This window comes from Streptomyces sp. NPDC048521, from assembly GCF_043199855.1.
Lineage (GTDB): Bacteria > Actinomycetota > Actinomycetes > Streptomycetales > Streptomycetaceae > Streptomyces.
The window spans coordinates 96,150-120,581 of sequence record NZ_JBICWR010000024.1; the positions used below are offsets into that span (position 1 = coordinate 96,150).

Annotated in this window: 15 protein-coding genes and 2 pseudogenes; 9 read left to right on the plus strand and 8 right to left on the minus strand. The window is 72.8% G+C overall.

Going from position 1 to position 24,432, the window contains the following annotated elements:
- The first annotated feature begins 4 nt into the window (after window positions 1-4).
- From ACGFRF_RS36945 to ACGFRF_RS36965, 5 genes are all read left to right on the plus strand, one after another.
- Window positions 5-874: a nucleic acid/nucleotide deaminase domain-containing protein gene (locus ACGFRF_RS36945; RefSeq protein ID WP_393747685.1), complete on the plus strand. Its 870-nt coding sequence runs from the start codon at window positions 5-7 to the stop codon at window positions 872-874.
- 37 nt (window positions 875-911) lie between these two features.
- Window positions 912-2,600 carry a hypothetical protein gene (locus tag ACGFRF_RS36950; protein WP_393747687.1) on the plus strand — a complete coding sequence of 563 codons (1,689 nt, stop codon included), beginning with the start codon at window positions 912-914 and terminating at the stop codon, window positions 2,598-2,600.
- Between the two features lie 267 nt (window positions 2,601-2,867).
- Window positions 2,868-4,553, plus strand: coding sequence for a nucleic acid/nucleotide deaminase domain-containing protein (locus ACGFRF_RS36955; RefSeq protein WP_393747689.1), 1,686 nt, complete (start codon window positions 2,868-2,870; stop codon window positions 4,551-4,553).
- A gap of 134 nt (window positions 4,554-4,687) precedes the next feature.
- Entirely contained in the window at window positions 4,688-5,299 is a 612-nt protein-coding gene (locus ACGFRF_RS36960; protein ID WP_393747690.1) for an SUKH-4 family immunity protein, read from the plus strand.
- 206 nt (window positions 5,300-5,505) lie between these two features.
- Window positions 5,506-6,057, plus strand: coding sequence for a YciI family protein (locus tag ACGFRF_RS36965; protein ID WP_393747724.1), 552 nt, complete (start codon window positions 5,506-5,508; stop codon window positions 6,055-6,057).
- Window positions 6,058-6,118: 61 nt separating this feature from the next.
- Here ACGFRF_RS36965 and ACGFRF_RS36970 read toward each other — a convergent pair whose 3' ends face one another.
- From ACGFRF_RS36970 to ACGFRF_RS36995, 6 genes are all read right to left on the minus strand, one after another.
- The gene (locus ACGFRF_RS36970; RefSeq protein WP_393747691.1) at window positions 6,119-6,853 is read right to left on the minus strand and encodes a class I SAM-dependent methyltransferase; all 735 of its coding nucleotides are present in this window, start codon (window positions 6,851-6,853) and stop codon (window positions 6,119-6,121) included.
- Between the two features lie 289 nt (window positions 6,854-7,142).
- Window positions 7,143-8,936: a hypothetical protein gene (locus ACGFRF_RS36975; RefSeq protein WP_393747692.1), complete on the minus strand. Its 1,794-nt coding sequence runs from the start codon at window positions 8,934-8,936 to the stop codon at window positions 7,143-7,145.
- The gene (locus ACGFRF_RS36980) at window positions 8,933-12,724 is read right to left on the minus strand and encodes a DUF5682 family protein (RefSeq protein ID WP_393747694.1); all 3,792 of its coding nucleotides are present in this window, start codon (window positions 12,722-12,724) and stop codon (window positions 8,933-8,935) included. The genes ACGFRF_RS36975 and ACGFRF_RS36980 overlap by 4 nt, the downstream gene beginning before the upstream one ends.
- A 5-nt stretch (window positions 12,725-12,729) precedes the next feature.
- Complete coding sequence (locus ACGFRF_RS36985; protein WP_393747726.1) at window positions 12,730-13,899, minus strand: AAA family ATPase; 1,170 nt, start codon at window positions 13,897-13,899, stop codon at window positions 12,730-12,732.
- 35 nt (window positions 13,900-13,934) lie between these two features.
- Complete coding sequence (locus tag ACGFRF_RS36990; protein WP_393747696.1) at window positions 13,935-19,142, minus strand: hypothetical protein; 5,208 nt, start codon at window positions 19,140-19,142, stop codon at window positions 13,935-13,937.
- Complete coding sequence (locus ACGFRF_RS36995; protein WP_393747698.1) at window positions 19,139-19,993, minus strand: DUF4132 domain-containing protein; 855 nt, start codon at window positions 19,991-19,993, stop codon at window positions 19,139-19,141. The genes ACGFRF_RS36990 and ACGFRF_RS36995 overlap by 4 nt, the downstream gene beginning before the upstream one ends.
- Before the next feature lie 159 nt (window positions 19,994-20,152).
- Here ACGFRF_RS36995 and ACGFRF_RS37000 point away from each other — a divergent pair.
- A pseudogene (locus tag ACGFRF_RS37000) lies at window positions 20,153-20,412 on the plus strand (transposase family protein); the annotation flags it as partial.
- Between the two features lie 121 nt (window positions 20,413-20,533).
- Here the strand turns inward: ACGFRF_RS37000 and ACGFRF_RS37005 are convergent.
- Window positions 20,534-21,025, minus strand: coding sequence for a hypothetical protein (locus tag ACGFRF_RS37005; protein WP_393747700.1), 492 nt, complete (start codon window positions 21,023-21,025; stop codon window positions 20,534-20,536).
- Between the two features lie 115 nt (window positions 21,026-21,140).
- Between ACGFRF_RS37005 and ACGFRF_RS37010 the strand changes: the two are divergent.
- Both ACGFRF_RS37010 and ACGFRF_RS37015 read left to right on the plus strand, forming a co-directional pair.
- Window positions 21,141-21,335 (plus strand): annotated as a pseudogene (locus tag ACGFRF_RS37010) (IS982 family transposase); the annotation flags it as partial.
- A gap of 112 nt (window positions 21,336-21,447) precedes the next feature.
- Window positions 21,448-21,669: a hypothetical protein gene (locus ACGFRF_RS37015; protein ID WP_393747728.1), complete on the plus strand. Its 222-nt coding sequence runs from the start codon at window positions 21,448-21,450 to the stop codon at window positions 21,667-21,669.
- A 279-nt stretch (window positions 21,670-21,948) separates the two neighbouring features.
- Here ACGFRF_RS37015 and ACGFRF_RS37020 read toward each other — a convergent pair whose 3' ends face one another.
- Complete coding sequence (locus ACGFRF_RS37020) at window positions 21,949-22,659, minus strand: 2-phosphosulfolactate phosphatase (protein ID WP_393747702.1); 711 nt, start codon at window positions 22,657-22,659, stop codon at window positions 21,949-21,951.
- A 516-nt stretch (window positions 22,660-23,175) separates the two neighbouring features.
- Here ACGFRF_RS37020 and ACGFRF_RS37025 point away from each other — a divergent pair.
- Window positions 23,176-24,330 carry a DUF3103 family protein gene (locus tag ACGFRF_RS37025; RefSeq protein ID WP_393747704.1) on the plus strand — a complete coding sequence of 385 codons (1,155 nt, stop codon included), beginning with the start codon at window positions 23,176-23,178 and terminating at the stop codon, window positions 24,328-24,330.
- Window positions 24,331-24,432 lie beyond the last annotated feature (102 nt).

The following is a 24,432-nucleotide window of genomic DNA, read 5'->3' on the forward strand; positions in this document are numbered from 1 at the left end:
TGCAATGCCCGAGCTCCCCTCGGACCCCGCCGTCGCACAGTTCGGCCCCCAGGGGCTGCGCCGCATCAGTGTGCCCGCCTCGTACGGAACCGTTCCGGCCTCGGCCCGCACCCACCTCGCGCAGGTCGGTGTGCCGCTGCACGTCGGCCCGTACTTCATCGCGGCGGACGACACCGACGGGCCCACCCTCGGCATGTACACGGGCCACCGCGGCGTCGCCCTGCAGGGTGACTGGGCGGAGTGGGTACGCATAGGCACCGACCGGCTGGCGAACCTGTGTGTCCGCACCGACGGCTCCGTACGGGCCCTCTTCCTCGGTCGCGGGGAAGCCGCCCTGTTCGTCAACTCGGACATTGCCGCCTTCACCCACTGCGCCGCCGCCCTGGACCGCGCCCTCCCGGTGATCGCCGCCTCTGACGGACTCCAGTCCGCCGCCGACTCGTTCGCCGCACTGGTCCGGGAGATCCGGCAGATCGACCCGGAGGCCGTCGCCGACCGGGAGAACTGGTGGTCGCGGGTGCTCGATGACGTCCGCCACACCCTCAACTTCCCCTTCTCGTCGGCCTTCGAGTACGTCGGCAAGGACGGCGCGAAGCAGATCGTCACCGCCCAGGCCGGCCCTGGCCGCCTGCACCCCGAGGAGCAGCTGTGGCAGCAGCTCTCCGCCGCCGGAGTGGAGCCCGAGCAGGTCCGCCGCGTCTACTGCGAACTCGAACCGTGCATGATGCCGGGCCACTACTGCTCCGCCTGGCTCCAGGCCGTCCTCCCGCACGCCGAGTTCACGCACAGCTTCGACTACGGCGACACCGCGGAGTCCCGCGAGGAAGGCATCAAGGAACTCATCACCCACGCCGCGCGGCAGGCCCGGCAGTGACTCGCCGCCCGTGTGCCGCAGGAACGGAGGTGGGTCCATGACCGCCGATCCCGCCCCGCGCTGGCCCCGGCCCGCTTCCGGGCGGGAGCCCGCCGCGGCCGCCCTGCTCTCCTGGCTCGGCGACCCCCGCGCCCCGGGCCTCGCCGTGGTCACCGGCGCCGAGGGCAGCGGCAAGTCGCGGCTCCTCGCCTGGTTGATCGGCCACGGCACCCGGCCCGGCACCGTCAGCGAACGCCGCATCCACGGCTTCGTACCGCTGCCCGGCCAGACCGCGACGACGGCCGCCTGGATGCTCGGCGAACAGTTGTCGATCGCCGCCCGCTCCCCGGGCGACCTGCTGGCCGCGCTTGCCGCCGACCGGCGCCGCACCGTCATCGCGCTGCCCGAACTGCACTCCGCCGACCGGCCCGGCTCCCTCGTCGAACTGGCCCTGGATCTCGCCTCGTTGGGGCACGTCCGGGTACTTGTCGAGGTCCGCTCCGGTACACAGTGGGCGCAGGCGCTCACCGCCGGCCCCTGCGCCCGTATGGACCTGGACGACCCCCGGTGGACCGACGAGGCCCGCCGCGCGTCCTGGGACGCAGCCCACCCCGCCGACCCGGCCGGGCCGGCGGGGCGGGACCCGGAGCCGGAGGAACCGTTCGACCTGGACGATCCCGCCTCGGTCTGCGCCGCCGACCCCTGGAGCGTGACCACCGCGTACGAACGCTCCGAGGAGAGCCACGGCGGACTGCGCGCCGCCTGGCTGCGGGCCGGCGCCTCCCTGACCCGCGAGCAGCCGGCCGCCGAACGCGCCCTGGTCCTCCTCGCCGCCCTCGGTGACGCCGGTGATCCACGACTGCCCGCCACCCTCACCTCCCTTGCTCGAGACGCCTTCTGGACCGTCGTCTGGCACCGGGTGCGCGGCGACGTCACCCCACCGTGGCCCGGCCCGGTCCGCTCCCTGGCGGCCGGTACCGGCCCCCTGGCCGGACAGCTCGTCGTCGCCGACCACCAGGGCACCGTGCGCGTCCTCGACGCGGAGAGCGCCCGCTCCGCCGGACGCCTCCCGCACTCCGCGCCCGGCATCCGCGCCACTGCCGTGCACGGCGACGGCACCGTCAGCGTCCTCGACGAGTACGGCCTCCTGCACACCCAGCGCGCCGCCGAGTCCGCAAGGCCCAAGGGACTCGCCGCCCTCCTGGACGACGGCCCTTCCGCGCAGGAGCAACTACTCGAAGCCGTACAGGAGTACACGCGGCGCCGGCAGGAGACGGTCACCGCGCTGACCGACGCCGAAGGCCGTGTTGTCCTCGGTGACGCCGCCGGAACAGTGCACGTGGTGACCGTCGGCGCCGAGCCGCGAACCGCCACACTGCACCGGGGGCGCGTCACCGCGGTCGCCGGGACCGCCCTGCCCGTCTCCGCGGAGGGTGACACCGTCGTGCTGCTGTACACCGGCGGCGCCGACGGCACCGTACGCGCGTGGGCCCCCCACACGGACCCCATGCCCGCGCCGGTGGCCGCCCGCGACTGCGCCGTCGACGCGGTGGCGGTGGCGACGGCCGACGCCGGGCTCGTCCTCGCGATCGCCTGGGCCGACGGCCTCGTCGAACACCGAGCCCTGGAGGACGACCGGCTGCGCACCTTCCGTCCCGGCAGCCGGGCCCACGCCCTTGCCTTCACGGCGGAAGGGGACCTGGTGGTGGGGACGGACGAGGCACTCGTGCGGTTGCGGGGGCGATGACGGCTGTCACGCGGTGAACGGCGGACACCCCCCATGGCGCCGGCCTCCGGGGTGCGTGCCGGACAGTCACCAGCAACGCTCCTGACAGTTCTATGTTGTTGCGTTCCGCGTCCAATGCGGCCTCTGTCAACTCCGTTGTCATCACCGTCAGATGGGACTCTCGTCACAGAACCGTGACGCGGCCGGTTTACTCTTGTGTACCTGACAACGTGCCCCGTTAGCTGGGGGCAGGGATCCAGTAGTTGACGGGGGACGGAGCGCGCGGCCATGGGTCTGGTACTGCCGAGCATCATCGACGAGGCACTCGACCTCATCGGGGTCAACTGGCCCAACGTGGACGAGGACGACTACTTCGAGATGGCGACGTCCATGCGCGACTTCGCCGAGCAGTTCGAGGGCCACGGCGGCGACGCACACAAAGCCGTGACCCGCATCCTCGCCTCCTCCGAGGGCTGGGCCGTGGAGTCCATGCAGAAGCACTGGTCGCACGTGAAGACCGGCCACCTGGAAAAGATCCCCGAGGTGGCACGGCTGTTCGCGGACGCCTGCGACGGTGTCGGCCAGATCATCCGCGGCATGAAGATCAAGGCGGGCGTCGAACTCGGTGTACTCGCCGGCACCATCGTCGCCGAACTCGCCGCCGCCCCCGTGACCCTGGGCATCTCCGCCGCGGCCGCCGCCGGTGAGATCGCCCTGATGCGCACCATCGTGAAGCGGCTCATCGACGAAGCGGTCGACCAGATAGTCGACCAGCTGATCGCGAAGGTGACCGAGCCCGTCACCGGCAAACTCCGGGAACTCGTCTCGGACATGGTCCTCGACCTCGCCGAGGGCGCCTTCAACCCCGGTGACAACCCCGGCGGCATGAAGCTGGCCTCCGCCGGCGACAGCGGCGGCTCCGGCAGCGGTGGCAAGAAGACGGTCATCGACCACGTCGAGTTCGAGGACGGCGCCGTCAAGGTCTCCCGCCACGGCAGCGACATGGGCGGCCAGTCCGGGATCCACCTCGGCAAGTCGAAGAGGACCTTCGGCAAGACCAAGGGCAAGGACGTTTTCACCCAGGCCTTCGACGGCATCCTCGAGGAAGCCATCGACAGCATGGAGAAGGCCGCCAAGAAGGTGACCGACCACGTCACCGACACCATCCCGGACCGTGTGAAGGCCGCCTCCCGGCACCAGAAGCGCAAGGACCACGACGTCGGCGACGAGGCCGACAAGGTCGAGGTCAAGAAGGTCAAGCGTGACGGCGACACGCCCATGTACCTTCTCAGCGACGACGGTTCGATACGCCAGCTGCACCACGACGGGACCACCAGCCCCGTCCGTTCCCACGACTCCTCCGGAGTGAACGACGTACTCGGCGACAAAGCCTGGTACCCGTGGAACAACAAGGGGGAGAAGCAGCGCAAGAACAAGCCCGGCAAGAACGACACGGTCAAGTCCACGAAGGTCGCGCCCGGCTCCACCGATCTGGCCCGCGCCGCCCAGCTCGGCCGCTACGCCAACCGCACCGAACGCCCCGATTCCTACATCCCCGGCGGCAACTACGCCTCAGCGCTGTACGACGACGGCAAGGGGAACCGTTTCATCCTGGTCGGCGCCAGCGGTGAGGCACACTCCGAACGGTCCATCGGACACCCGCTGATCAAGAAGGGGCACGAGGGCAACGTCAGCGACCTCTACACGGAACGTGAGCCCTGCCAGAAGAATCCCAAGTGCGACAAGTATCTCGCCAGGGAATTCCCCGACAATCTCGACGTCACGCACAGCGCGAAATACGATCAGTCCGAAAAGGGGCCGGACGGCGAAGAACTCAGCAAATACAAAAAGGACCGGGAGCACCGCGCCTACGTCAAGTGGCTGCACGAACAGTGGGACCAGCACGGTGTCGCCGGCGGACGTACTGATACAGTGATGAACCTCTCGCCCTCCGACAACAAGTTCGTTCCGTGAGAGGGCGGGTGAGCGGGCGGGGCGGAATCGGAGTCGCCGGAAGCGCCTCGATCCGCAACGCTGTTGTTGTCACCGCTTCCGTCCACTAAGAGTCCCACGGCGCCCGTGCCGCCGCCGAGTTCGGAGTTTCGGCAGTGCTTTTCGACGTCACCCGCAGTGAACTCGTCGACATCTTCGGCGAGGACCGGCTCGCGACCCTGCCCGCCACCGCCTTCCCGCCCGCCGCCGCGGACACCGAGGGCGCCCGCCTCCTGCAGACCGTCGGCGTCCCCACCGGGACGCTCGCGCTGCGTGAGCCCGACGACGACTCCGGTCGGCTGCCCCTCGTCCAGGACGTCGTCGACGCCGATGACTTCGAGGACGCCCCGGAGGACGCGGGCGAATGGCCCGTCATCGGCTGGCTGCTCAACGCCCACCTCGCCCTCGACCCCGGTTCCGGCAAGGTGCACGCCTTCGACGCCGACGAGGAGACCGTGCAGGAACTCCACACCGACGTCTCCTCCCTCGTCCAGGTCACCCTCCGGTTTCAGCGCCTGCTCGAGGAGTTCACCTTCAGCGGCGACGACGAGGAAGCCGACTTCGAGCGCCTGGAGCGCGAGGTCGAGCGTATCCGGCAGGAGACGAGCAGCATCGACCCGCTCCCCTTCCAGGACGACGAGACCGTCTGGTCGGTGGTCGGCGATGAGATCGCCGCGGGCCAGCGCTTCAAGGGCAACAGCCCGGGAGCCCGCTCGCTCTACGGGTGATCGCCGGCCGATGTCGCCCACGCACCGCGCGGTACGCAGGCCGCCGCCAGGTGCAGCCCGACGTGGCCACGAAGATGATCGCCTCGGCATCTACCAGGTCGTCGCGCCATTGCTGGACGGTCGGCGCCTTGCGAGTCGGGCGTCGTCGACATCGGTCGACCGATATCTGCTGGACCGGGGACCCCGAAACCGGAACGCTGTCGGGCATGGAGTTCTTCTGCTACCACCGCGATCGCCGCGGCTCGCCGGCGCTGCGATCAGAGCTGGCCGAACAGCACTGGTCCTACATGGATCGGTATGCGTCGGAAATGATCGCCCGAGGACCGACGCTCTCGGGCCCCGACGGGGAGCCCACCGGCAGCGTGCATATCGTCGACCTGGCCGACGCAGCTGCCGCCCGCGCGTTCGTCTTCGACGAGCCGGGCTACCAGGCCGGCGTGTACCGGGACGTATTGTTGCGCCGCTGGCGCAACATGCTCGGACGCACGATGTGGGAGTTCCCCGGGGGACGGACGGGTGGCGCTCGATTCCTGGTACTCGGCCTGGGCTCGGGGGAACCTGCCGACCTCACCGTTCCGCACGGCCGAGACGAGCTGATCGCCTACGGGCCCTTGCTGTCCGACGACGGGACCACGTGGCTGGGTACAGCGGCACTGGTCCGAGCGCCGGACCCAAAAGCGGCACGCGCTGTGCTGGACTCGGACCGGTACGCGCACATCGAGGTCCACAGCTGGCAGTTCGGAGGGCGCCCGCCCTGACTCGTGCGCGTCGCGGATCGGGGCGGGGTCGCATCGACGCTTGTCCCCGCAAAGGTGGCGGTCATCCGGTGAGGGGACGCCGCGCGAGGAAGACGAACTCCCGGCCCGGACGGTCAGGAGCGTCACGTACGTCGTCGACCACATACCCCTGAGCGGACAGGTCCCTCTCGACCTCCTTCCGCTCACGGAAACGCAAGGTCGAATCCGACGTCAGCACGTGCCCGTCCGCAACGAACACATAGGTCCACCGAAACGTCACCAGCGGCAAACTCACGTCGGTCACCTCGACCCAGCTCTCGACCCCGCCGACGCCCGGGATCTCCGTCACGTGGTACGAATCCTCCCGGTTCCACTCCTCCCAGGCACGTCTGGCCGGATCCCGGGTCTCGAACACCAGGCGCCCGCCCGGCCGCAGCGATTCGTACGCCCTTTGCAGAGTCTTCTGCCAGATCTTCGGGTCCACGATGGCCTGAGCTACGTTCGCCGTCATGGTCGCCAGGTCGACCTGCAGCGGTGGGAGCGCCGACACGTCACCACAGATCCACCGCACCCGTTCACTGCCCGTCTTGCCCTGGGCTACTTGAAGCGACGCCTCGGCGGGGTCGACCCCGACAACCTCGATTCCGCGATCAGCCAGGAGAAGGGCGAACACCCCTGTCCCGCAGCCGATGTCCAGCACGCGACGCGCATCGACCTCTTCCGCCATGTGGACGTACGCGTCAAGATCGCAGCGATCAGGGTCGAGCGGGTCGTAGATCGCGGCGAGCCGTGGATGCCCGAAGCACTCGTCAGCCATGCAGTCGAAGGTACGCGGCACCAACTCCGCGGCTCTACTCGTTTCGTCGGCGCCCAGCGGTATCAGGCCCAGCTGCGTTGAAGGCTGCCACCCCTCGGTGCTCCAGCCGTTCGCCCAGCACTGCCCCCGGCCGCTCGGGTTACCGGGCCGTACTCGTCGATCGGCAGGTACCGCCCGATGAACTCCTTCTCCTCGTCGCTCGGTTGGTGCGCGGCACGCACGGAGACCTACCGGTCCAGGCCCGCCGCGAGGTCGAGCGCCACAGATCGATCACGACTCGACAGGCGCCCTAGGATGTCCGCAGACGGGGGATCGGGTGCCGCGAGGACATCGCGGCGGTGGCTCCCCACGCGTTCGCGCACAGGGCCCGTTCCACGGCGCTGGTGTAGACGGCGGCCGCGAGCCAGGCACGGGCGAAGCGGTCCGTGTCGGACGCAAGGAGACGGCCGAAGGCGTCACGGGCGCGGTCCGCGGCGGCGGAGTGGAGGTCGTCGAGGAGATCGCCTGCCGTGGCGAGGCCGAGACGGCGCAGGCGGACACCGTCACCGGACCCGTCCCGGGAGAGGGCCAGGACACGGCGGCCCCCGGACACCGCCTGGTGCACGCGGCGGCGCAGCAGGTGCAGCGGGGCCTCGTCCCCGGCGGAGGCGACCGCCGCCGGTGGCGGGACCGTCCTGGTGGGCAGGTCCGCTTGCTGGAGACGGTCCAGGCCCAGGTCGAGCCGGGCGGCCGGGTCGCTGGGATGCTCGGTGGCCAGCAGCAGGGCCCGGGGCAGCGGTCCGGGTACCAACCGGGCGACGACGCGCAGCCGGCTGCCCCGGGCGGCGGCCAGCACCCGCAGGTTGTCGCGGTAGGGGAGTGAGGGGTCGTCGTGGGCCGCCGCCAGCCGCAGGGGCAGGCCCGCGCAATCGGCCAGCAGACAGTCGCCCGACGCCTCCCGAACCGTCCCCATGAGGGTCACCTCGAGGAACAGCAGGTCCTGCCCACCGTCCAGGGCCCGGGCCACCTGCTCGGCGACCGGTACGGTCCACAGCCGGTCCAACGGCTCGCTGGGCCAGGCGGCGCCGGGCGCGCGGACCGCCCGTACCGCCGCCCCCGCGCCGAGGCGGCCTGTCGGGGAGACGGTGGCGCCGGACACGGCCAGTCCCGCGCGCGACAGTTCACGGTGGGTCAGGGCGGTGTCGCCGATCCGTACGGTTCGGTCCGCGGCGCCGGTCGCCCGGGCAGGCCCGCCCGGCGCCACGTCCGACACCGTGTACAGCCGTCCGTGGGCGTCGGCCGTCCAGGTGACCGCGCCCGCGTAACCGGACGCGGTCAGGACGGGCTCGGAGAAGAGCCCGTACAGACGCAGGGAGCCGTCCGGGCGGTACGGCTGCCGGACCGTGCCGCGCAGTTCGGTCAGCTCAGGGCCGGTGGCCTGCGGGAGGCGGTGAGTGAGGCCCAGGACGCCGGCCAAGGCGTCGGCGAAGTCGGCGAGGCGGTACCCAGGGTCGGCCGAACGGGCCGCGCGCACCCCGGTGACCACGGAGACCGCCGCGGCACAGGCCCGGGGGAGGCCGGCGAGGCGCGCGGTGTGCGCGGCACGCAGGAGTTCCGCCTGGAGCACGGCGCCGGCACCGTCCGTGCCCGCTTCGAGGACGGCGGCGGCCGCGCCGTGCACCGCTCGGGCAGCGGCGCGCTGGTCGGCGGTGGCGGCCTCGGCATCCGCCCGTTCCGCCTGCCCAGCCGTGCCCGTCTGCACGGCCGCCGTGGACTCCTTCGCCTCCGCCCCGGCAGGGTCCGTGACCGGAGCGTCGCCGGCGACCGGCGCCGCCGATGCGGCCGCCGCGCGGTGCAGGCAGCCGGGCGCCAGCAGGCACCCGCAGCGGATCGCGTCCGCGCTGGTCACCGTCCCGCCGGGCGCGTGCAGGACGACGTCGGTCGTGTCGTCGACGGCGATCCGCACCGTGTCGCCGTCCCGGACGACCGCACACGCCGCGAGCTTGGCGACGCCCGCGTCCAGCCGCTTGCGCAGCCGGGGCGAGAGCGCCCCGACGAGATCGGCGGTGACGGACGGGACGACCGGAGGCAGGTCCGGGCTCATGCGATCTTCTCCCCTACCCAGCGGGCGAGTTCGAGCGGACTGAGGGCGGCGACGGGCATGCCCGCGGCGACGAGCTGACCGGCTACCCCCGTGGAGTAGCGGGGCCGGCCGGCGTCGTCGAGGCTCGCGCAGCCCAGGACGTGGCAGCCGGCCTCGACCAGCGCGCGGACCTCGGCGAGCAGGCCGCCGAGCGGATAGCCCTCCTCGAAGTCGCTGACGACCACGACGAGCGTGCGCGACGGCACGGTGACGAGCTCGCGTGCGTGCCGCAGACCGGCCGCGATGTGGGTGCCGCCGCCCACGCTGACCTCCAGCAGCAGCGACAGCGGGTCTTCCACGTGCCCGGTGAGGTCGATGACCTGCGTGGAGAACGCCAGGAAGTGAGTGGAGAGCGCGGGTACCCCCGCCAGCACCGATGCGGTGAGCGCGGCCCACACCGTGGACGCCTCCATGGACCCTGACACGTCCGTGACCAGGATCAGCCGCCAGTCGGCGGCCCGGCGCGCCCGGGTACGGAAGACCGGCCGTTCGGGGACCACTTGCACCGTGCCGTCCGGGGCGCGGCGCGCGGTCGCCAGGTTGGCCCGCAGTGTGCGGGGCAGGTCCAGGCCGCCGCCGGGGCGCCGGCTGGGTCGCGGCAGGGCGGCGCCGTGCAGGGCGGGGCGCAGGCGGGTGGCCAGTTGCCGGGTCAGCGCGTCGACCAGCCGGCGCACGAGCGGGCGCAGCGCGGCCAGTCTGGCCTCGGGCAGCCCGCCCGCGTGCCGCAGCACGGTGCGCAGCAGGTCCACCGAGGGGCGCACACGGTCCGCGTCCAGCTCTGTGAGGACGTCCGTACGACCCGACGCGGCGGCGGCCGCCAGCACTTCCTCCCGGACGCTCGGCCCGAACAGCGCGGCCAGCTCCTCGGACCACTCGCGCACCCCGGGGTACGGCGCCTGGCGTCCTCCGCCGCTTCCGGCTCCCGTGAGGTCTCCCCGGCTGCCTTCGCCGCGTCCGCTGCCGTACAGCTCGTCCAGCGCGGTCGCCAGTGGTCCGGCGGACGACGGCAGCCGGTCCGTGCGGCGGCCGAGGACGAGGCGCCAACGGTCGGCGGGGGCGAGGAGGCGCTCCCCGGGCCGAAACGCGGCGGTTTCCGTGGCGGCGCCCTCTTCCCGCATCCCCGGCGGCAGTTGGGCGGTGCCGCCCGGAGTGGGCTCGGTGACACCCGGTTCGGGCTCGGCGGGCGCGCTGGGTCGTGTCTCGGCGGTGACACCCGGTTCGGGCTCGGCGGGGGCGGCGGGCCGCTCGGCGACGCCCTCGGACAGGGGCAGCAGCCCCAGCGACCGCAGCGCCTCACGGGCCGCGAGGTCCGCTCCGGTCCAGGCGGCGAGGGCGACCGGGTCGACACCGTCGGTGTCGGCCACGCGCGCGGTGCCGAGACGTTCCTCGACGGCGCCCAGGAGACGGTCGCGAGCCGCGGGACTCAGGGAGTCGAAACCGCCGCGCAGTGCGGGCAGCCGGTCCAGGAACTCCCGGTCGGGCAGCTCGGAGATCCGGTTGAGCAAGGGCTCCAGCGCGGGCGCCGCCGCCTCCAGCAGTGGACCCGCGGCGGTCAGCAGGCCGCCGAGCCGGGCGGTGAGCGCCGCGCGGGACTCCGGGTCGGTGGCCCCGTCGACCCACGAGGCCACACGGTCGCCGAAGACCCGCGCGTCCTCCTGCCCGAGCAGGACGCGCACGGCCCCTGCGGCACCGCGCATCAGCGGGGAGCCCGCCGCGGACAAGCGGTTCAGGGCGCCGGCGAGCCGGATGCCGCCCAGCAGGTCCGCACGATGGGCGAGTTCCAGCAAGGCATGGGCGTCGGCGGGGTCCTCGGAGCCGGTCAGACCGTCGACCTGCCGCACCGCCGCGGCCGTGAGCAGCTCCGCCACGGCGGCCGCCCGCACCGTACGGTCCGTCTCGGCGCCGAGCCCCGGCACGTGACCGGCCCGCAGCCGGTCCAGCAGGGCGAGGCCGGCGAGGAGCTCCGGCAGGGTTCCGACGTGCGGAACGACTTCGGCGACGTCGTCGAGCCGTTCGTCCGCGAGCACGGGCAGGCCGCACTCCGCCGCCCGTTCGAGCCCTTCGAGGGCCTGGGCGGCGGTCGGCCCGCCCTCGTCCCGCTCCCCGCGCCGCCGTTCGCGCAGGACGCCTTCGGCTGCCTGCGCGGGCGTGACTCCGCGCACGCCGGCGGCGGTCAGCATGGCCGCCGTGGCGGGTGTCCAGCGCACCTCCCAGCGTGAGGTGAGGGCCTCGGCGCCGCCCGCGCCGACGACATCCTTGACCTCCCCGTAGGGCACCCCGCACACCGTCAGCCGGCGCAGCAGCAGTTCACGGTGCCGGTCGAGGTCGGACCGCAGGGGGTCCAGCCGCAGGTCCCGTGCCGCGCCGGGGCCGTCCGCCGCCGGGCCCGGCAGGCCGAGCCGCGCCACCTCGGTCTCGACCGCGGGAACGAGACCGCTGCGCGGCGCCTGCGGGGCGGGGCGCCCGCTGCGCGTGCCGACGAGCACCCGCTCCATCGCCCGCGCCACGGCCCGCCCCCGCCCGTACGGCTCACCCTGCGCGAGCACCGTCTGCACGGCCTCGACCAGTTCACCGCGGCCCGCCGCGGGCAGGCCACGCAGCCGGGCGAGGTCCGAGGCGAGCCGGCTGATCTCCCGCGCGTCCGCGGGGCCCGAAGGATGGCCCAGATCCCGCAGTTCGGCGCAGACGCGGACGGCCGCCCGCGTCAGGGCCTCCTGCAGCACCGCCGGATCACCCGCTGCCCGCAGGACCATGTCCTGCCACTCCGGATCCCGGATGCCCGCCGGGTAACCGGACCGCTCGTCGAGGAGCGCGTACGTGTACGGGATGAGCGAGGTCGTCCAGGCGGGCCGGCGTACGCCGGAGGCAGAAGTAGCCTCCTCCCCGTCGCCGCCCTGCCGCTCAGTCGCCGGGGCGTGGAACGCGCCGGCCCCAGCCCCCGGTCCGTCCACCAGCCCTACGCGCGGGGGGTCGTGGAGCGCGCCGACCCCGGCCACGGTCCCGTCCGCCAGCCGTACGAGCGCGGGGGCGTGGAACGCGCCGACCACCACGGCCGCCCGCTCCCCTCGCGCGGTGGACTCGGCCAGCCGGGCCCGCATCCAGCGCTCGCGCCGCAGATCCAGCTCCGGCACGCCGCCCGCGGCGGCCGCGTCCTCGCGCAGCGCCCACCCGGTGAGCAGGGCCGCCCGGCGCAGGGCCTCGGGCGGGGAGCCCGGGGCGGTCGCCTCGACGAGCCGGTCCCACAGGTCGTCCCCGGGACGGCCCGTCAGCCGGGCCCGCACAGCGGTGGCGAGGCCGGGCCCGCCGGACTGCCCTGCGGCCCGGCGTCCCTCGCCCCACGCGCGGTCGGCGAGCGGCAGGTCGCAGGCGACCACCGGCACGCCGTGCCGTGCGGCCCAGCGCACGGCGGCCAGTTCGGGCGAGAAGTCGGCGAACGGGTAGAACGCCGGCCCCGCGCCGCCGCTCCCGTCGGCGGGGGCGGCGGCGAGCGCCACCGGGGCCCGCGTCTCCTCGTGCCCCAGCCAGGGCAGCCACTCCTGCATCTCGGCGGGCAGTTCGACGAGCAGCACGTCCGGCTTCGCCTCGTCCAGCAGCGCCGGCACGGCGGCGGCCAGCGAGGGCGCATGGTGCCGTACGCCGACGAGATAGGGCGCGGACGGGCCGGTGAGGGCGGCGAGCGCCTCGTCGGGCGAGGCGGACGAGGCCGGGGAGCCGCCCGGGTCGGGGACGACCTCGTGGGTGAGGGACACGGCCGTCAGCCCTCCAGGACCGTACGCAGGTCCCACAGGGTGCGCCAGGTGGCGGAGCCCTGCTCGGCACGGCGCCGTACGGGACCGTCCCAGTAGCCGCGCAGCCGGGCCGCGTCGGCGGGGTCGTCCTTGTGGACCACGCCCAGCAGGTGCCCGGGCAGCAGTCCGAGCACGTCGCGGTCGCCCGGGAAGTACGCCGCCGCGAGAGCGAGCGCGCCGGCGACGGACACGGCTTCCGCGGTGCTCATCACCGTGGACGGCCGCTCCACCTCCCAGCCCTCCGCCGACCGGCCCTCGCGCAGGTCCCGGAAGGCGGTGACCAGCGCCTCCAGCACGGCGTCGTCGACCTGGAACGGCGCCCCGGCCCGCTCCACGGACGCCCGCGCCTGACTGCGCACCAGCGCTGTCTCGGCGTCGAGGTCCCCGATGGGGCCGACGGTCTCGAAGTTGAACCGGCGCTTGAGGGCCGCGGACATCTCGGAGACGCCCTTGTCGCGCAGGTTGGCGGTGGCGATGAGGTTGAAGCCGGGCGCGGCGTGCGCCAGGGCGTCGTCGGTCCCCGCCAGTTCAGGCACGGCGATCCGCCGTTCGGAGAGCAACGACACCAGCGAGTCCTGCACTTCGGGCAGACAGCGGGTGACCTCCTCGACGCGGGCGACGGCGCCCCGGGACATGGCGGTCAGGACGGGGGAGGGCACGAGCGCTTGCCGGGTGGGGCCCTGCGCCAGCAACAGCGCGTAGTTCCAGCCGTACTTGAGCTGGTCCTCGGTGGTCCCGGCCGTGCCCTGCACGACCAGGCCGCTGGTGCCGCACACGGCGGCGGCCAGCAGCTCCGACAGCATCGACTTCGCGGTGCCGGGCTCGCCGACGAGCAGCAGACCGCGTTCCCCCGCGAGGGTCACCACGCACCGCTCGACCAGCGCCCGGTCGCCGACGAACTTGTCCTCGACGACCAGGCGGCGCGGCACCCCGTCCGGCACCTCGGTGCCGTCGGGCAGCTTCAGGGCCCGGCCGTCGCTGCCCATGACGAACGTGACGACCGCGCGTGGGGTGAGCCGCCATGCGGGCGGGCGCGGCCCGTCGTCGTACGCGCGGAGGAAGGCCAGTTCGGTCGCGTACCGGTCCTCGGGCGGGACGATCTGGCGGGCCGGGGCGGGGGAGAGGGTGGTCGTCATCGGTGCGGGATCTTCCAGGTGCGGGTGGACGGTGGTCATCGGCGGCGGCCCTTGCGGGTGGCGCGGGTGGTCAGTTCCTCGTAGGCCGGGGCGTCACCGGCGCGGACGCGGTCCCACGCGCGCGTGAACAGCTGGGGCACCGGCAGCAGCGGCACCGCGCGGGAGTGGTCGCGGATCGGGTAGAGGTCCCGCTTCCAGATCTCCACCGGCAGCGCGGGCGACTTCAGGTCGAGCCAGCCGCACGGCAGGAAGAGGGCACGCCCGGCGCGCGCCCGCTTCGCCTCGACGACCAGGCCGGTGGCCGCCAGTTCGGTGCGGGCCCTCTTCATGCGGGCGGGCTTCCAACCCGTCCAGCGGGCACAGTTGCGGTCCGTCGGGTCGGGCAGGGCCAGCAGCTGCAGGTAGAGCGCCGCCGCGTCCTCGCCGACGGCGTGGACCTGCGCGACCTCGGCGACCAGGTCGGGCACGCTGACCGCCGGATCCTGGGCGTACCCGGTGGGCCCTTGCGGAGCCGTGCCGACGGCGAGAGCGCGGGCGAGGTCGTCGCCCAGGATCGTCCGCAGGGCTCGCATGCCCTCGCCCCGCCCGGACCCGACGACCCCCTCGACCAGTCCGAACACGGGGTCGTCCGCCCCTGTGAGGGCTGCTGGGCGGACCAGGACGGTCTCCTGGTCGCCGTACCAGGGGCGCAGCACCAGCGCCTCGCCCACAGCGGTCAGACCGTGCGCGTCGGCACCCCCGGAGGCGGGCAGTCCGTACGCCTTGCGCAGTTCCACGGCCGTCGGCGTGCCCTTCTCCGCCCACGCCAGATCGAGGTCGAGCAGCAGCCCCGGGTCGGCGACGCGACGGCGCAGCGCGGCCAACCCGCCCGGTAGGACGGCGCGCAGCGGGTGCCCGTACGGCAGGGAGTAGGCGAGCCCGGCCAGTGCGGTCACGGCACGCGTGAGGTCGTACCGCCCGGGCAGTGCCGTGGCGTCGTCCGGCACCAGGTCACCGTCCTTGCCGGGCCGCTGGACCGTGGTGCGGCTGATCCAGGGGGTGCGGCCCGGGTTGAGCACCTCCTCGGCGGAACCGGTGGGCAGTCCCGCCAGGGAGAGTTCTTCGGCGAGGTCCTCGGGCAGGCGGACGATGCCGCCGAGCCGCTCGGCCCACACCCGGCCCGCCGCGTCCGTGTCCGGTCCGGCCGTCCACAGGTCACCGGGGTTCTCGGGCAGCAGCGCGCCGATGAGCGCCGCCCGGTCACCGGCCCCCAGTGAGGCCAGCAACGCGTCGCCGAGCTGCTTCTGGCGCGGCTTCAGTCCGGTCGCGGCGATCACCTCGTCGGTGAGCTGCGTCGGCCTCCCGGCGAGCAGCAGCGCCGCCTGCACGGTCCCCAGCCCGTTCCGGGTCGCGGCGGCCAGGGCGGTGGCGGCTTCCGGCTGCCAGGGCGCCGGGCCCTTGTCGCGGATCAGCGCGGTCACGGCGGCGAGCGCGTCGGCCGGGAAGACCGGCGGGTGCGCAGTCTCCCTCACCAGCGTGAAGTGCGCGACCGCCCCGAACGCACCGGCCGGGTCGTGGTCCAGGGCGAGCCAGTTCACACGCCCCAGACGAAGGTCCACGCTCTGGCAGCCGAGGACCACGACGGTGCGGCCCTCGCGGCGCAGCACCTGGCCGACGCGCTCCTGCTTGTCGTGCGGCTCGCTCAGCACGACCTCACGCAGCCGGCCCCCGGGCTCGGCCAGCGGCCCCTCCGTGACCGCATCGAACAACAGCAGCAGCGCCTGTCGGTGCGCCTGCGTCAGGGTCGGCGAGGCGGCGCGATAGGCGAGTGGGCGCAGCACGTTCAGCACGGACGGCCACACCGCACCGATGCCCGGAACGGTGAACTCGTCGCTGCGCCACCCGTCGTCGGACCCGAGGATCCGGGAGGACTCCGGCAGCGGCTTGCCGTCGGCCGGCTCACCCGACAGCACGAGGTTCACGGCGCGGATCTGACGCAGCGCGCTCCAGCGCTGCTCGCCGCCCCACCAGCCCGACAGTTCGGCGAGACCGGCGACGGCCTCACGGAGCGTCTGGTCGTCACCGTCCTCCGGACGGTAGTCGGCGAACATGCCTTCTTCCCGCTTGCGGTCGGTCTTGGTCCGCTCCGCCGGAGGAGCCAGGAACGTGGCGACCGACCCGGCCAGATGCAGCACCGCGCGCACGAGCGCGGTGACGCCCGTGAGCACATGGGGCTCGGTGAGGCCGGGCAGGGACCGGGCTACCGCCTCCCGCAGAACCTCGTCGGCGGTCGGAACGACGGGCTTGTCCGCGCCGGCCCCCGTGGGGTTTCCCGCGCCGGACGGCCCGATCGCCGCGCGCGCGGCGGCCGCCATGTGCGTTCGGGTGCCCCCTGCCGGGTGTGTTTGGTTGCCGGACGTTCGGGCGTGGCCTGTCGTCGCCGTGTGCGCCTGACTGCCCGCCGCTCTGTGCGTCTGGCCGCCGGCCGCCGCGATCCTCGCCTGCCGTTCGGCCAGCGCCTGGGCCCCGGCACGCAGCAGTTCGTCCGCCTGCTCGTCGCCCAGCGCCCGCAGGATCGCCGACGCGGCCTCGTCGCGCGGCCGCAGTGCGTGCCAGAAGTCGACCGGCGGAACGAGTCGTGTCCCGGCCGCGAACTCGCCGCCGCGCTCCAGCGGCGTCAGCCGGCCCAGCTCCCGCATACCGCTGCCGTCGTCCTCCGCGAACAGGGCGACCTGCCGGTGGTGGGCGACGACGACGGGCGCGACACCGCCGGGCAACCGCAGCGCGCCGACCGGAACCCCCGGCGTCCGGCCACCGAGTGCGGCCGGCAGGGTGACGGTCCGCCCGTCCGGAGTACCGACAGTGGTACGCGCCTCGTCGTCGTCGCCCTCGGTGCGTACCCAGCGGCCGAGAACCGTGCCGTCCGTGCCGAACGGGCTGTCCTCCAGTCCCGGCTGCAGGGGCAGCACCGCGCAGTGCTGCTGGAGCAGGGTGGCCCCCTCGCGGATGCCGGACCGCACGAACGCGGGCAGCGAGGCACGCCCGTGCGTGCCGGTGGTCGGGTCGTACTCGAGCCACACCTGCTGCCGTCCCTGTCGGCCCTGGCGCCAGTAGGAGGTGCCGTCCCCGAGCACGGGTCGGCCGGGCGGCAGGACCGTGTCACCCGCGTGCAGCGCACGGCCACCGGTCGCGCGGCCACCGCCGGGCAGCGGGATGGATGTCCTGCCCGCGTCTCCACTGCCGTACCAGCGCGCGAGCTTCTCGCCGCCGAGGATGAACACCTCGGACGGCCGGGCCGACCAGTACCCGTACTGCTTGCCCTCGTGCCACCACATCACCAGCAGCTCACCGTCGGTGTAACGGAACGACGGACGGCTCCAGCGGTCCAGCTCCACCGGCAACCGCAGGTCGTGCTCCAGCAGGATGTCCCGCGGCCCCACGACGATCGCCTTGTGCCGACGGGAGAGGATCAGCGCGGGCCACGCCTCATGGACGGCGAGGGTGTCGTCGCGGTCGCGCAGGGTCTCCGCGTCCAGACGGCGCAGCGCCTCCTCGAGGGCGGGCCAGCCCAGCTCGTCCGGGATGCCGGCGCGCAGCGTGCGGCCGAGCAGTGGCGCCACGTCGAGCGCGGCGACCCGGGCGACGGCCCGCGGGCTGATCCGGGCGGCGACCGCACGGAACGGGCGCAGCCGCTCGAGCGCCGCGCGTGCCGCGGGCAGGCCGGCCGCGGCGTCCAGCTCCTCGGCCGCGTCGTCCAGCCACTCGCGCAGCACGTCGGCGAGCACGGAGTGCCCGGCCAGGTCCTCCAGCAGCCCCGGGCCGAAGCGGTGGCCGCGCAGGGTTCCCACGGCGGTGTACAGCAGGCGCCGGCAGCGCGGGTCCGCCGCTACGCCCGTCAGGTCCCGGCGCCCGGACCGGGTCTCCTTCAGCCACTGGTCGACGGGGAGGTGGACGTCCTCGTCGGCCCCGGGCAGGGTCAGCGGTACGCCCTCGGACGCGCACAGGTCCAGCAGGTCGAGGTCGGCGCCGGAGTGCCAGCGGCCCGTGAAGAGGTCCACCGGGCGGCCCTGGGCGCGCAGCCGCGGAGCCATCCGCTCGACGAGCGCGAGGGTGGCCGGTGACCGGCCGCTGACCGTGCCGCCGTGCTTGCGGTGCACTGCCCAACGGCTGAGCCAGCCCGCCGCGTCGACCTCGTCCGCCGCGTCGACCCCCTCCACCGCATCGGTCTCGCCCGTCAGCAGCCGGTCGGCGCCGGTCTCCGCGAGCAGCGCCAGCCAGAACTCGTCGTCCCCCGTGGAGCGGCCCAGCCCGGCCGGCATGATCTCCAGCAGCCGGACCCGTACGGCGGGCTGCTTCTGGGACAGCAGGACGAGCGTCGCCCGGTAGGCGTTCCAGAACGACGCGGGGGCCCGGACCGCCGCAGGGGAGGCGAGCAGGTCTGCGACCAGGGCGCACTCCTCGGTGACCCGGTTCAGACCCGCGGCCTTGATCAGGGCCCGCGCGTCCTGGGGCAGCGAAGCGTACGGCGGCATGCCCGCCGCGCAACGCTCCACGGTCAGCTGCCGGAACTGATCCCAGGCCTCGGCCGGGGTCAGCCGCGCCGAGAGGGCCTTCACGTGCTCCTTGAGCGCCTTGACCGTCAGCGCCCCGGCGAAGGCGAACTCCAGGAAAACGGCCCGCTGCCGCTCCTCGTCCACACTCAGCGCGTGCACCCGCTCCGCCTCGCGGGCCTTGCCGAAGAAGGCCGCCGCGTAGGTGGTGTTGTCGTGCTGGAGGAAGACGCGGGCGGCCTGCTCGTAGAAGGTGGGCAGGAAGTGCGGCACGGCCCGGCCGAGCCGCTCGCCGAGCGCCTCGAAGCCTTCTTTCGCGGTGCCGGGACGGGACTTGGCCTGCCGGGCGAGCCGCTCGACGTCCTTGACCAGCGCCAGCGCGTGGTGCCCGTTCGCCGGGTCGTTGACCAGCGCCCACGCGGGAAAGCCGAGGGTCTCCCGGCGCACCTGCCCGACCTCGCGGGTCTCCGGGTCCCGGACCAGTCCGAGGAAGTCCAGGGCGAGGTCCTCCGCCTCGCCGAGCGTGCCGGGCACCAGCCGCACGATCCTGCGCTCGTCCAGCGCGGGGTGCGTGTACGTGCGGACGGTGAGGGCGTCGGCGTCCTCCCGGTCCGTGGTGCCCGGGGGCAGGACGGCGCCGGCGTCGAGCAGCGCGGCGGCAGTGGCCTCGTCGTACGCGATGCCGTCGTAGGTCGTTGCGTCGTAGGTCGTCATGCCGCACGCTCCTCGTCCTCGATGTCGCGCCCGGCGTACAGCGCGGCCGCCATGCGCATGCCCTCCGACCAGGCCACCCCCCCGACCTGACCGAGTTTCAGCACCCGGCCCGCCGGGTCGGTGAAGACGAGGGGCCCGGTCTCCGTCTCCTCGTAGCCGTCGTAGTCGCCGACCCACACCCGGGCCTCGACACCGCGGCCGTCCTCCAGCACGGAGCACACGGCGTGGCCCCCGCGCACGCGGTAGCCGAGCTGAGTGGCCCGGCCGTGCAGGAAACGCAGTTCCTTGAAGACACCACCCGCGTAGTCCTCGACGGAGGTGGCCTCGGCGTCGAGCGTGGCGGGCCGGTGCCACGCCTCGCGGAAGAGCTGCTGCGCGCGCTGTTCGACGCCGAGTTCGACGGCGAACTCCCGCAGCTCCTCCAGGTCGTCGAGGAGCACGGGATGCGGCAGGCGGACCAGGCCGGGGCTGATACGGACGGTGTCGCCGTCGAGGTCGACCAGGCCGAGGCCGCGCTCGGGGTCGGCGTCCCGCAGGAACCCGGCCACCACGCCGTCCGCGCCGGTGACCACCAGGTCGCGCAGGGCGGCCTGCCAGGCCGGGTCCGGCCACACGCGAGCCAGGACCGCGAACGGCACCGGCAGCGAGCGCACCATCCACCGCTCCACATGGGCCAGGCACTCCCGTTCGTGCCGCTCCAGCCACTCGACGAGCTGCCGCAGCCCCACCACCGCCGGATCATCGGCGATCTTGGGCGGCACGGATTTCAGCCGTCGCCCGGCCGCGTTGCGGCACACCACCTTGCCGTCGTCGAGGGCGACTTCGTAGCCGCCGGCCGACACCCACCCCATGTGTGCCTCCCGCACCCGCAGTGATCAAGTGTCGGGAACTGTAGAGCAGGGCTCTGACAACGCGATCATGGATGGGCATGGCGGACGCCTCCGCTGTTCCCGGGCGGCCCTGGACCACCCGGCTCACCGGACACCCGGCCGCCATGTCCTGGGACCGACCTGGCCGCCGTCGCACCCACCTGGAGCAGGCCGTAACGGCCGCCTTCGCCAAGCCGTTCGTCATGCTCGACGGCACGCTGCTGCCCATCGACCGGATCGCCGCCGACCGCCCGTTCTACCTCGGCACACACCAGAAGCACGGCATGAACGTGCAGGTGATCACCGACCCCTTCGGACGCCCCATCCGGGCTTCGCCTGCTCTACCCGGCGCCACCCACGACATCACAGCCGCCCGCACCCAGCGCGTCATCGGCGCACTGGCCTAGATGATCAATTCCAAGGGATGCCTGCAGGGGGTGTGGGGTGGGCGGCGGCCGAAGCCACCGCGAGACGGTCAGGCGGCGGGCTGCCGACCCTGGTCATCGAGGTGGCAGAGGGCGGTCAGGCGTCAGGGTCGACTTCGGGGTGCGTGAACCGCACGTGCTTGCCCAGCGAGAGGGCGTAGGCGATTTCGGCTCGGGTGCTGTCTCCGATGTAGTCGCCGACTACGAGCACCTCATCAGCGAGCCGGATCTTCGCGCGGTGCAGATCGTCGAGTCGACCCTTCAGCGCCTCGGCCTCGGCAGGATCGGACCAAAGTTCGTGCGGCGACTTCATGTCACAGCCCGGTTTGACGACAATCTTTCCGGCTTTGGTCTCCCGCAGATCGGCCTCGGTCATCTCGGTCATGAAGCGGGTGGAGCCGCAGATCACGACGATACGCGGGAGGCTCAGCTGCCTCTTCGCGTCGGCGAGCTTCTCCTCGGGGTGAGCAGTTGCGGGTATGACACTGATCCTCCTGGTGGTGTGGTCCAAGGGGTGCCTGCGGAGACGAGAACGAGGGTGTCCAAGATCGTTTTGTGACGAACGACGTGGACACCCTCGCGACAGCATCTATGCGACGACCGACGACATCCTGAAGGAGCATCTCGACCTGGCGCCGTGGCGCCCGCCGGTCGGCATGACGCCCGGCCTGAGCGATGCCGAACTGGTCACTCTGCGCAAGGGCTCCCGCGAGACCGTCAAACGCTCCGACCTGACAGGCTGGGCCGAATACGGCTACTGCGCCAGCCACAGCCGCTTCTACTGGGGCCTGCGCCTGCACCTGGTGTGCACCCTTCAGGGCCTGCCCATCGCCTTCCTCCTGACCGGGACCAAGGCCGACGAACGCGAGACCCTCCTCGACCTCCTGGCCGCCGAATGCGAGAAATAGACCATCTAGGCACCCCACCTTGCAATGCCGTCAAGTCGGGGCGCTGGTCGCCCGGGTAGCGTGACCCGCCTATTCGAACGGGTGGGGTGGGACGTTGGTCGACGTGGTGCGTGTCATGGAGGCGCTGGCCGAGCAGGGCGTCACGGTGCTGTTCAAGGCGGATGCGGAACGCATGCGTGACGGAGTGAGGCCATGGACCTTCGTCGCGAGCGGTGTTCCGTTCCACGAGGACCTGCTCGTGCGTACTGATGCCGCCTCAGCGGAAGCCTGCCTGGAGGTCTGCCTGCCGCAGCTGCGCGAGCGCGGACTGGTCACCCCTGAGTGAGGGCGACCCGGCCAGCTGTGATCCATGCAGCCGCTGATTCTGCGGCTTCGAGCGGGGGCGGTCTCGTCATGGCGCCGGCGCTGCCGGAGGCAGTGGTAGAGCTGGCCGATCATGCGGTTGAAGAGGTTGCGCCGGGCGGCGGCATGCCAGCGCCGATCTCGCGGCGGCGCGGGTAGTGGGCGTCGGCTCCGGGGGGTGGCGAAGTGCGGCGAAGCCCGGAGGTGGCCGGCGTGGTCGAGTCGGTCGTTCTTCACCCAACGGCGGGTGATGGATCATTGATCACCGTGCGCGGTGTACAGCGGACACCGCATCGGGGCGAGTCCGGAGCGGCCTCAGCACTGCCATCCCTTCCTCGAGTCCGACCTTCATGGCGAAGTCGAACCGGTCGACCTCCAAACACAACTCCACATCGGTGGGGTGAGCACCGCGGCGTCGCCCGCCGCGCAGGTCGTCCGCGGCTGGGGAGGTGCGGGCACGGTCCAGATAGGGGCCGGGGTCGAGACGATCCCCGGCCAGGAGCCGATCCAGGTACTCGGCGCAGGCCAGATCCTCGGCGGCACGGCCGTCCTCGCCGGTGGCCACGAACGTCACCGACTCGGCGCCGGCATCCGCCAGGGCCCGGGCCGTCGCGCCGGCCACGACGAAACTGGCGCACAGCGCCAATTCAGCCTCGACAACCGCCAGGGCACCAACCGTTCCCGCAGTGGTCTTTTGAATCACGGTACGGCCGGCCAAGTCGGCCCCCTGGATCAGGCCAGGGGAGTTGACCAGGTCGAACCCGCTGACCGGCGCCCCATCCTTGAGTGCAAGCCAGCCAGGGTGACACGCCTTGATCGCCAGTGCCTCGCCCTCGTCGGCAGCGAGAACGATCTTGTCTGCCCCGCGGCGGAAAGCCCATGCGGCGGTGGTGAACGCCCGCATCACATCGATCACAACGGCCACCTGTACGGTGCCGTCCACGTTGGGTATTCCGACTGTGCGCGAGTCCATGGCGGGATGGTCGCAGCCCACTGAAGCGGTCCACAAGACACGTTGACGATCTTTCGGCGACCGGGGAGAACCGAGAGCCGAGCCTTCCGCGCGGCCCGATGGATTGTCCGTGGTGACGGGCAGACTGGGGTGCAACTTCGCGTCGCCGCACATGATGACGGGTGCGTTCACCGTGCCGGGCGTGGACGGCGACCGGACGCTCGTCCTGCACTTCGACGGCGGCGCGGGATGCGCGTGCGCCTCCTGGAGTGGAGGCCCTGTCGGTGGGCGGCCCTGCGGTGGGGCGGCTCCCGACACCGTACGCACGCCTTCCGGCCGTCCGGACTGCCGCACAGGAAGTCTTCCGGACGGCGCCGGGGAAGTTCACAGAAGTTCACCACTGTGCGGCGGTCTCCCTCTTGCCTGAGTGTCATGTCACGGTCATGCTTGTCCTGGGTGTCTACCCGCATAGATCCGCTCCACGTGCTCCACCTGACAGTGAGCCATCGACCACTCGTCCCAGGAGGATCGATCCACGTGAGACCCCGTCACTCCCTTCGGCGCGGCCTCGGTGCCGTCGCGGCGTCGCTCGTCGCCCTGTGCGTCGGCCAGACCCTGAGCGCCCTACCGGCCACGGCGGCTCCGATGGCCCCCACCCCCACATCCGCAGTTCTTGCGGCGGAGGACCACGCCGCGCGGGCGATAGCCGGCTCGCTCACCGACTCCGCCTGGGGTGCCCGCGTCCGAAAGGCGGCGCTCACTTCCGACGAGGTGGACGTCACCGCCCTGGCCGGTCAGGCCGGCGCCACCCTGAAGCCCACCCTCGCCGCGGCCGACCGTCGGATCGCCACCGCGAAGGGCCTGGACGCCGAGGTCGGCTCGCTGCTCCGGCTGCGCCTCGGGGACGCGTCCATGCGTCCCGCGCTCGCCGCCGGGGCCACGCCATGGGTGGCCGCGGCCACCTCGGACGAGGACACCGCGACCGTCACCGCCTACGACAACCGGGGCCGGACCCACACACTCGACGCCCGCAAGGCGCCCGCGCACCCCGTGTACGTCGTCGACATCGACGGTTCCAAGGCGCTGGCCGCCGGTCTGGACGTCCTGAACGAGGAACTCGCGCGCTACGGCGTGCACTCGGCCGCGCCGGCCGCGGAGCAGGCCTCCCCCACGGACCGCTCGCGGACACTGGCGGCCACCGGGGGCTTCTGGACCACGCGTATCTCCGCGGTCCGACTCTCGGACGACGAGGAACCGTGGGCCAAGGGCGACGCCGAGATCTACACTCTCGTCACCGGATTCGGCCAGGACGGCAAGGTCCGCGTCGACCCGGTCGACATGCCGTACCTGGACAACGACGGCACGACCTACCGGCCCAACCAGATCCTCGTCAACTGGTCGTACTACAAGTACAACCTGGCCGACGCCGTGATGATGGAGGAAGACGGCAGTACCAACTACCGCGACCTCGCCCGGGCGATCGCCACCGCGCTGCTCACCATCGCCGACCAAGGCACCTACATCCCGCTGGTGAACGCGGTCCTGGATGCCATCCCGGACGACTGGTGGACGGACGACCCGGACTACGTCGACTCCTGGTACACCCTGGCCCAGAGCGACAACGGGACCCGCTACGGCGCCCGGGGCAACGGCTGGATGACCGTCGAGCCGTACTTCGTGCAGGAGTTCTAACTGATCATTTCAGAATGAGTTGGTTCAGGGGCTTGGCAGTTGGGCTGGTGGGCGGCAGAGTTCTGCGGGTGTCGGATGATCTTGTGCCTGATGATCTGTGGG